This is a genomic window from Desmonostoc vinosum, from assembly GCF_059505385.1.
In genome coordinates this window covers 42,584-50,676 of record NZ_JCACKM010000041.1, presented here as the reverse complement: position 1 = coordinate 50,676, position 8,093 = coordinate 42,584, and the positions used below count along the sequence as shown (strand labels likewise).

7 protein-coding genes and 1 tRNA gene are annotated in these 8,093 nt (G+C 42.5%); 7 read left to right on the top strand and 1 reads right to left on the bottom strand.

The genetic code is table 11. From position 1 onward, the window contains the following. Positions 1–80: 80 nt before the first annotated feature. Positions 81–878, bottom strand: coding sequence for a 7-carboxy-7-deazaguanine synthase QueE (locus tag AC5JMF_RS07135; RefSeq protein ID WP_495795007.1), 798 nt, complete (start codon positions 876–878; stop codon positions 81–83). A 207-nt stretch (positions 879–1,085) separates the two neighbouring features. On the opposite strand from AC5JMF_RS07135, the gene AC5JMF_RS07130 reads away from it, so the two are divergent. The 7 genes from AC5JMF_RS07130 (at position 1,086) to AC5JMF_RS07100 (ending at position 8,072) form a co-directional block, all read left to right on the top strand. After that, the gene (locus tag AC5JMF_RS07130) at positions 1,086–2,135 is read left to right on the top strand and encodes an exopolysaccharide biosynthesis polyprenyl glycosylphosphotransferase (protein ID WP_495795003.1); all 1,050 of its coding nucleotides are present in this window, start codon (positions 1,086–1,088) and stop codon (positions 2,133–2,135) included. A gap of 567 nt (positions 2,136–2,702) precedes the next feature. After that, complete coding sequence (locus tag AC5JMF_RS07125; protein WP_495795002.1) at positions 2,703–3,992, top strand: glycosyltransferase family 4 protein; 1,290 nt, start codon at positions 2,703–2,705, stop codon at positions 3,990–3,992. A gap of 345 nt (positions 3,993–4,337) precedes the next feature. Further along, complete coding sequence (gene rsfS, locus AC5JMF_RS07120) at positions 4,338–4,796, top strand: ribosome silencing factor (protein ID WP_495795001.1); 459 nt, start codon at positions 4,338–4,340, stop codon at positions 4,794–4,796. Next, on the top strand, positions 4,793–5,293 hold the full coding sequence (locus tag AC5JMF_RS07115) for a CGLD27 family protein (RefSeq protein WP_495795000.1): 501 nt from the start codon (positions 4,793–4,795) through the stop codon (positions 5,291–5,293). The genes rsfS and AC5JMF_RS07115 overlap by 4 nt, the downstream gene beginning before the upstream one ends. 144 nt (positions 5,294–5,437) lie before the next feature. Further along, a complete protein-coding gene (locus tag AC5JMF_RS07110) occupies positions 5,438–6,391 on the top strand; it encodes an asparaginase (protein ID WP_495794999.1) in 954 nt (317 codons plus the stop codon). Between the two features lie 47 nt (positions 6,392–6,438). Then, a tRNA-Met gene (locus tag AC5JMF_RS07105) sits at positions 6,439–6,515 on the top strand. Positions 6,516–6,617: 102 nt separating this feature from the next. Next, a complete protein-coding gene (locus AC5JMF_RS07100) occupies positions 6,618–8,072 on the top strand; it encodes a YcjF family protein (RefSeq protein ID WP_495794998.1) in 1,455 nt (484 codons plus the stop codon). The last annotated feature ends 21 nt before the right edge of the window (positions 8,073–8,093 follow it).

The window sequence follows — 8,093 nt, the reverse complement described above, 5'->3', positions numbered from 1 at the left end:
ATAGCTTCGCTTAGAGCGACACAGGAGCGTCGCGTCATTACGAATTACGAATTAGTATTATTTCTCCCCCTACTCCCCATCTAGAGCTGATTCAACATCTTATGAGTCTGGGGTACCACACGTACTTGCTTGACAAACTGTTTCATCAAAGCCTGCCAAATCAAGACTTGCTCTGGAGAAGGTGCAAGCACAGGTATTTGAGTCAATTGTTCAGACACTGGTAAAGGCGTCACAGGTTGTAAAAATACTGGAATATCTTGACTCACCTCTGCTACCAACAGAGCTGAGCGTTCCAATTCGTCTGGATTTGTCTGTTGAGACACAATTATCTTGACAAAAACATGTAAATGTGAGTCGTGACATATTTGGAGAAATTTAGCATGTTCTTGCCAATAATTTTCACCGCTGACACTGGGCAGTTTTAAATCCATACCCACAGAATCTAAGTAGGTAATAATCGTAGCCAGTTGTTCTGGGCGATGACCGCCAGTTTCTAGGTATATTGGTAGACCAGTTTTAGTTCGGACTATGGGTAAAAATTGCTCAAGAAATGAGGCATGAAGAAGTGGTTCGCCCCCAGTTAAGCTAATGCTATCGTGTAGACAAGGTAGATTTTGCCTTTCAACCCATTCTATTAATTGGGTTAATGGGACAGGGTTAGAGTGAATTTCAAAGTCGCGCAATCCTGGCGATCGCTCTATCCTACAGGTAGAGGGTGCATTCCAGGTGTGGGCACTATCGCAAAAGTGACAACGCAAGTCACAAAAAGCAAAGCGAATAAAAATCTGACGTGTCCCAACATTTAATCCTTCCCCCTGAATGGCAGAAAAGACCTCAACCAGGCGTGCAGTAGGTGTAAACGTAGTTTTAGCAATCATAATGAGGAGAGCAACGCGATCGCGCTGCGTCGGCACAATAGTAAGTATGTTTTTTGGCTTCTTGTTTTATTGTGAATTGTCGCTAGCTATCTTTAATCTCACCCTCAATAACTAGCAAATACTCCTTAACTTCTAATTACTGCTGAATTTAACATTAGGTTAGGCAGTATTTTAGGACAAAATAATGTTTGGCAGATTAAATTATATATGGCAACGAAAGTGCAGAGCTTCATGACTAGCCAACCCATAGAGGTCGATTTTCCAGTTTCTTCCCTAAACGACACGGCAACAGTGCAGGTACCCGTGCGCTTAAGCGTACTGGAGGCTGTAGACTTTAAGCAAACCTGCCAAGGCTTAATCCAAGCCAATTCAAGTCCCAAGCAAATCATTATTGACCTTCACCAAACTACTTTCATGGACAGTAGCGGCTTAGGTGCTTTGGTCAGTAATTTTAAGTACGCTCAAGAAAAAGGAATTGCTTTAACACTGCGGAATGTTACTCCTCAGGTAATGGCAGTTCTGAAACTGACAGGATTAGATCAGATTTTTCCCACTGATGCTGTTGATGATATATCGCGAGTAGAACAGCAAAACCTTTCAGAAGACCGCAAGACGAGTTTTCGTCAAGTAGAGCAATTACCCACAACTCATGCTTCTGTAGCATCTTTGATGAAACGGTTGATAGATATTGTGGGATCGCTGATTGGTTTAATCATTACAGGGGTTTTGATGATTCCGATCGCGATCGCTATTCAAATTGACGATCCTGGGCCCATTTTCTTTAGTCAAACCCGCTGTGGTTGGATGGGTAAGCGCTTTAAAATTTGGAAATTCCGTTCTATGTGTGTAGATGCGGAAGCAAAAAAATCTCAAGTTAAAAACCAAGTACAAGGCGCTTTTTTCAAAAATGAGAACGATCCCAGGATTACATCGGTAGGACGCTTTTTACGGCGAACAAGTCTAGATGAACTACCCCAGTTTTGGAACGTTCTCAAAGGCGAGATGAGTTTAGTCGGAACTAGACCACCTACACCTGATGAAGTAGAACGCTATGAAGTCCCAGAGTGGCAACGTTTGGATGTTAAACCCGGCATGACTGGCGAGTGGCAAGTAAATGGGCGATCTACAGTACGTAGTTTTGAAGATGTGATCCGTTTAGATTTACAGTATCAGCAAAATTGGAGTTTAGTGTACGATTTAAAGCTGATTTTCAAAACTATTGCCGTTCTGTTTCGCAAAAACAGTGGTGCTGTTTAGCCCATTCACTGTATTCGCAAGTTGGTAACTTGCAAACTTCATGAGCATCATTCGGTAAGTACTAGTTTTTCTACAGCAATCTTCCAGAGATATTCACTTAATTTGTACTCAAGAATTTACTGAGATAAAAATTTTTTTATGTAGGGTTTGTGAATAATCCCTACTTTTTTTATTTGCGAATATTCTACATCTTATTTTTAGATAATCGGTATAAGTAATTGCGATCGCTAATTCTAGAGATGTTTAACCGGAGTATCTCTACAAAAATCAAGCTCAACATCCATGGATAATAGTCCACAACAAGTAAATAACCCATTTTTTAAGTCCGAGTTTACACTGAATTGCGTAGTATAAAATAATTCTTAAATTTTAATTTAAATAGTAAAAAAAATATCATCTCTACTTCAAGTAGTATATATCAAAGTTTACTCAAACTTCAATGAAAAACACTGACATAAAAAGAGTCTCGGGAGAGAATTAAATTTACAAGCTTTCAAACACTGAAAGATATTTAAGACAAATATTGTCATTAAATAAAAAAACCAGGGACTTCTGAATTAATTTGATATGCGAATTTTAATTTATTCTTACAACTACTACCCAGAACCTATTGGTATCGCCCCACTGATGACTGAATTAGCAGAGGGACTGGTTAAGCGTGGGCATCAAGTGCGCGTAGTCACCGCTATGCCTAACTACCCTGAGCGGCAAATTTATGAAGGCTATAGAGGAAAGTGGTATCTTACTGAATATAAAAATGGCGTTCAAATTCAACGTAGTTATGTTTGGATTCGCCCCCAACCCAACTTACTAGATCGAGTCATGCTAGATGCTAGTTTTGCTGTTACTAGTTTTGTACCTGCTTTGGTTGGTTGGCGACCAGATGTAATTATTTCAACATCACCATCGCTGCCTGCTTCTGTACCAGCTGCTCTTTTAGGATGGTTGCGTGCTTGTCCTGTGGTCTTAAATCTCCAAGATATATTACCGGAAGCAGCCGTCCATGTTGGTCTTTTGAAAAATAAATTGCTGATTCAGGTATTTGCAGCATTGGAAAAATTTGCATATCACAGTGCTAGTAAAATTAGCGTCATCGCTGACGGATTTGTAGATAATTTGCGATCTAAGGGCGTAGAAGCTGGCAAAATCGTGCAGATTCCCAACTGGGTTGATGTGAACTTTATCCGTCCCTTACCTCAAGAAAATAACCCTTTCCGTTTGGCACACAATCTAGATGGCAAATTTGTAGTGCTATATTCTGGTAACATCGCCTTGACTCAAGGTTTAGAAAGCGTTATCAAAGCTGCTTCTGTGCTGCGTCACATCCCAGATATTGCTTTTGTGATTGTTGGAGAAGCAAAAGGTTTACAGCGATTACAACAGGAATGTCTAGACCAAGGAGCAGATAACGTTTTATTACTACCTTTCCAACCCCGCAAGAATTTACCACAAATGTTAGCTGCTGCTGATGTTGGTTTAGTAGTGCAAAAGAAAAATGTTGTCTCCTTCAATATGCCCTCCAAAATTCAAGTACTACTCGCCAGTGGTCGGGCATTAGTGGCATCTGTACCTGACAATGGTACGGCAGCAAAAGCAATTAGACAAAGCGGTGGCGGAGTTGTTGTTCCCCCAGAAGACCCTCAAGCTTTAGCAACGGCAATCTTAGATTTGTACCAAAACCCAGAAAAAGTTAAAACTTTGGGTTGTAAGAGTCGCCAGTATGCTGTTGAACATTATGCTTTTGAACAGGCTTTAAATCAGTATGAGTCTTTGTGTTACTCATTAACAGCAGATGGTGAAGCAATTCAGACTGCAATAATAGCAAAACAGGAAGTTTCGCCCACTCCTATGCAGTAATTTAGAGCCAACAGGGAACAGCGAAACCCACACGCAATTTATCAAAACAAAAAAATAAGCATTTGTCAGGGTGTAAGTGATTCAAATCCTTACACCCTAACGTTTTTACATACTTAAACAGTAATATAGAAATCCCATTGGGTTATGCGATCGCGCCAGCATAAAGCACGGTGTATCTTTTTGCAATTCCCAATTCCCCATTCGCAACTAAAACACTAGCCTCATACATACCTGTTTTTTTGTTAGTATTCAAAAAAACCTATTCACAGATTTGCAGTCCAATTGTTTGTTGTTTGTAAGTAAATGTAATAGATCGTTACAAAAAAAGAAAGCACCTGAGGTTTAATGTCTGATTATTTCCAAGGAGATTTCCCATTACAATCTGTCTCAGTGATGAAGAGTACAGTGAGAAGCCCAGTAGGAATCGAAGAGGTAAGTGGCAAATTAGCTGTAACAATCGCTGAAGCTGCATCAGACCGTAAAGCGGGCGATATTTTATTGCTAAGGGTAGCAGATGTGTCTTACCTGGCTGATTACTTTGTGATGATGACTGGCTACTCTAGGGTACAGGTGAGAGCGATCGCTCAAGCAATTGAAGACAAAGTTGAGAGTGAGTGGCAACGGCGTCCCTTAAGGACAGAAGGAAAAGCAGAAGGGAGTTGGGTGCTGCAAGATTATGGTGAAGTAATTGTTCACATCATGATGCCCAAGGAGCGGGAGTTTTATAATTTAGAAGCGTTCTGGGTTCATGCAGAACGTATTTCCCTTCCAAAGTCAGATGAGGGTGGGGGTAAGCCAATATGATTAAGTCCTCAATTTCCAATTGCCCAGTTCCCATAGAGCAACAACCACTAAATGAATACGAAGAGCTAAAAACTTCCTGGCTGTTTCGTGATAGTACTTTGAATTGGCGAGAGTACATCACGAAAATTGCTTGGATTTGGGGTTTATCTTGGCTATTGGCAGGGCCCATAGCAGCAGCAAGCTTTACCCCACAAAAACACATTGGGCATTTTATCCTCTGTGGAGCAGCAGGAGCGGGTGTGGGAGTATTACTAGCGCTAGTACGTCTGTATCTAGGCTGGTTTTATATACGCGATCGCCTCTATAATTCCACAGTTTTCTATGAAGAGTCAGGCTGGTACGACGGTCAAACTTGGACTAAGCCACAAGAAGTCCTAACGCGCGATCGCTTGATTGTTGCCTACGAAATCAAACCCATTCTGCAAAGATTGCAATTTACCTTTGCTGGCTTGGCGGGAATGTTGCTTATTGGTAGTATAGTTTGGCGTTTAATTTAAAAATTCATTAGTCATTTGTCATGAGCAAAAACAAATGACCCTACGGGTTCGCTAGTTGCTCATGGGGAAACCCCCAAGACCCCACTAGCTCACCAATGACTAATGACCAATGACAAATAACAAAAAAGTGATAAAAATTAACCCATGACAATGGGAAAACGAACTCAAGCGACAGCACTGGAAGTCCGGCTGCTGCGAGAAGGGATTACTGAATCGAAGCATATAGTCCAAGCTGTTGTATGTGACGAACGGGGGCGGGTTCTCACCGTTGCCGGCAACTCCGAAACGGCTGCATTTGTCCGTTCAGCGCTCAAACCATTTCAGGCTCTCGCTGTCACCACCACAGGGACACTGGAACGCTACGAACTGAGCGATCGCGACTTGGCAATCATCACAAGTTCCCACAAAGGAACAATAGAGCAGGTAAGACAGACATTTAACATTCTTTGGCGAGCCGATATCGATCCGACTGCCCTCCAATGTCCAACTCCCGAAGGCAAGCGTAGCCCTCTAGAATACAATTGCTCTGGTAAACATGCGGGGATGTTAGCTGTTTGTCAGCAACGCCATTGGCCTTTAAATAACTACTTGGAACGTAAGCACCCCATACAACAGCTAATTTTATGTAAAGTAGCAGAATTGCTCCGAATGCCAGCAGAAGAATTTATCAGCGCTCATGACGACTGCGGCGCACCAACTTATTTGATGCAACTTGGACAAATGGCTTCTTTATATGCCCTACTAGCCTCTAGTAGCAACGTTGATATGGAGCGTATTGTCCGCGCCATGACACATCACCCATCAATGGTGGCAGGAGATGGAGAATTTGACACGGAACTGATGCGCTTAACCCCAGGAGAACTGGTAAGCAAATCTGGTGCCGAAGGTGTGCAGTGCATTGGTAGACTCGGCGAGGGTATGGGATTGGCAATTAAAGTGATGGATGGCGCAAAACGAGCCAAATATGCTGTTGCTATCCACTTACTTCACCAAATGGGCTGGATTAGTCCTAGCGTGGCAGAAAGCTTGTCAGAAAAGTTTATGACTCTAGGAAAATACAAGCGTCTAGAAGTAGTTGGAGAATTATCGCTGTTATAGTTGCCAATCTTCCGACTAGAGGTTATAGTAGAGAGGTGAATGAGCGACGCGGGATAGAGCAGCCTGGTAGCTCGTCGGGCTCATAACCCGAAGGTCAGTGGTTCAAATCCACTTCCCGCCACCAAAATCAGTTACAAGCAACTCCCCGCAATCTCTAAGAATTGCAGGGAGTTGTTTTATTTTGATCTATTCTGAAGTAGAGACCTTCCAAAAAGCGCGGAGTATCATGGTTGTGAAGTTGCAGCGACCAATTTTAGTGGGAGGATTGGGACTGTCCTTTTCCCTGTGGATGTTACAAAGCTGGCATGATTCGATATTGCAAGCAGGCGAATTTGCTTTATTGAGTGCGATGGCAGTCGGCGGTGGTTTGTGGTTATTCCAGAAAAATCGCTCGCCAGGCAGTTTAGAGCAGCTAGATGGTAAACTAGTAGACCGGGCGACTGTAGAAAGTGCGATCGCCAAAGCTGAAGTGATCATTAACCAATTAGCACAAGAAGCAGAAAACCACACAGCTTTAGAAACATTGCGGGGACAAATTGCCCAATTGTTGTTGGAATTAGACAGGCAAGAAATTAAGTTTGCTGTTACAGGTAGCAAATCGGTAGGTAAAACCGCTTTAATTCAAGTCCTGGCGGAAAATTTGCAGGCAAAGTCTGTAAACTTCCAAGAGACAGCACCTTTGTTTAGAGAAACGGGTGAAAAGTCAGATGCAGATGTTTTGTTAGAAATCCAAAAATCAGACTTTGCCCTGTTCCTTACCAATGGTGATTTGACTGACTCAGAATTTCAAGCTTTAAAGCAACTAAAGACAGCAAATCAACCCACAATCCTCATTTTCAATAAACAAGACCAATATCTAGCAGATGAGCGTGCTAGCATCTTGCTGTCATTGAAACAGCGGATGCCTGGTAATGTAGTCGCAACGGCGGCTTCTCCTATACCCATCAAAGTCAGGAAGTATGAGGATGATGGTTCTGTGCAAGAGTGGCTGGAACAGCCAGCATCAGACATCCAACAGTTGACGCAGCGATTAGATGAGGTTTTGGTACAGCAAGGGCAAAATCTGGTTTGGACAACTACCTACAGAAAAACTCAATTGCTCAAAGCTGAAGCGAAAAACTGGTTAAATGGAGTCAGAAGCGATCGCGCTACCCCAGTTATAGAACAATATCAATGGATAGCTGCGGCGGCTGCCTTCGCCAACCCCGTACCAGCACTTGATATCTTAGCAACTGCGGCAATTAATGCCCAGATGGTAATAGACTTGGGTAGTATCTATCAGCAGAAATTTTCTTGGGAACAGGCGCAAACTGTCGCTGGAACGATGGGAAGTTTGATGCTGAAGTTGGGTTTGGTGGAAATTTCTACAAAGGCTGTTAGTACTGTCCTCAAAAGTAATGCTGTCACTTTTGTGGCTGGTGGTTTGGTGCAAGGAGTAAGTGCAGCTTATCTCACCAGAGTTGCAGGGTTAAGCTTAGTTGAATATTTCCAACAACAGGAAATAGCTTTGGATTCTGGAAATGGCTTGAATTTGGATAAGTTGCGGCAAACTTTGCAAAAGGTATTTCAGCAAAATCAGCAGATGGCTTTTTTGCAAGGATTTGTTAAGCGAGGTGTGCAGCGTTTGTTGCCAGAGGCGCAGCAGGGTGAACTTATTGGTGCTGAAAAGGCGGTTGGATAATCTCACGCAAAGGCGCAAAGT